Source organism: Streptomyces pathocidini (genome assembly GCF_001418495.1).
GTDB lineage: Bacteria > Actinomycetota > Actinomycetes > Streptomycetales > Streptomycetaceae > Streptomyces > Streptomyces pathocidini.
The window spans coordinates 1-1,149 of the sequence record NZ_LIQY01000296.1 but is presented as its reverse complement, the minus strand read 5'-3'; the positions used below and the strand labels follow the sequence as shown (position 1 = coordinate 1,149).

1 protein-coding gene is annotated in these 1,149 nt (G+C 70.8%); it reads left to right on the top strand.

All coding sequences use genetic code 11. The features are described 5' to 3' along the window. Nucleotides 1-309 precede the first annotated feature (309 nt). A partial coding sequence (locus tag AOK16_RS15380) for an IPT/TIG domain-containing protein (RefSeq protein ID WP_079101417.1) occupies nt 310-1,149 on the top strand: 840 nt, incomplete at its 3' end.

Genomic DNA, 1,149 nt, shown 5'->3' with positions numbered 1-1,149 from the left:
ACCGTCACCTTCAACGGCGTCCCCGCTGGCGGGGTCGTCGTCGCCCCAGGTGGCCTCTCCCTCACCGGCACCACCCCGCCGGGAGCAGTCGGCCCCGCGTTCGTTGTCGTCACCACCCCAGGAGGCAGCTCCTTCCCCCTCCTGTTCACGTACGTGTGAGCCCGTACCGCCTACCGGACGCCCCGACCAGCACTCCTGGTCGGGGCGTCCCCCCAACTCGCCCTCACATAGCGGAAGTTGTCCTGGCCGAGACGATACGGCCGAGGGCAACCAGCCGCCGTTCCACCCAGACCCCGCAAGGAGAGCTCCATGTCCACACCCCTTCAACCGCAGGTGCAGGCGATCGTGCAAGGCGGAGGCGACTGGCCCGGACCCGGCGGGGGCTGGCCCGGTGGCGGCGGGCACGGGCCGCACTTCCCCCAGCTCGTCGCGCTCACGCCGAACAACGGCCCGACCACCGGCGGCAACACGGTGTCGCTCCTCGGGTCCAACCTGCAGAGCACGTTTTTGGTGACCTTCGACGGGATACCGGCGACGATAGTCGGCCTTCCGACCCAGAACACCGTCACGGTCATCGCGCCGGCCCACGCGGCCGGGACCGTATTGGTCGTGGCCTTCACACCGAAGGGCCCCACCAACTCACTCCCCTACACCTACATCGGCCCCCCGGCGCCCCCGGTGATCGGCTCCTTCACCCCGCCCTCGGGGCCCACGACCGGTGGCACCATGTTCACCATCCTCGGCGCGAACCTGACCGGTGCGACGGTCACGTTCAACGGCATCCCGGCAACCGGAGTCACCGTCAACGCGTTGGGCACGAGCCTGACCGGCTTCACGCCGCCGGGGGCCGCGGGCACCGTCCCGGTCGTGGTCACCACGCCCGGCGGCAGCGCGACCACCACCTTCACCTACTTTGCACCCGCGCCCACGGTCTCGACCTTCGTCCCGTTTCCTTTCACCGGGCCCCTCGCGGGTGGTAACCCGTTCGCGATCACCGGCACCAACCTGACCGGCGCAACCGTCACCTTCGGCGCCAACGCCGCCACCAGCATCTCGATCCACCCCTCCGGCACCCTCCTCACCGGCATCGTCCCGGCGGGTGCAGCGCCCGGCAACGTCCCGGTCGTGGTCACCACGCCCGGCGGCAGC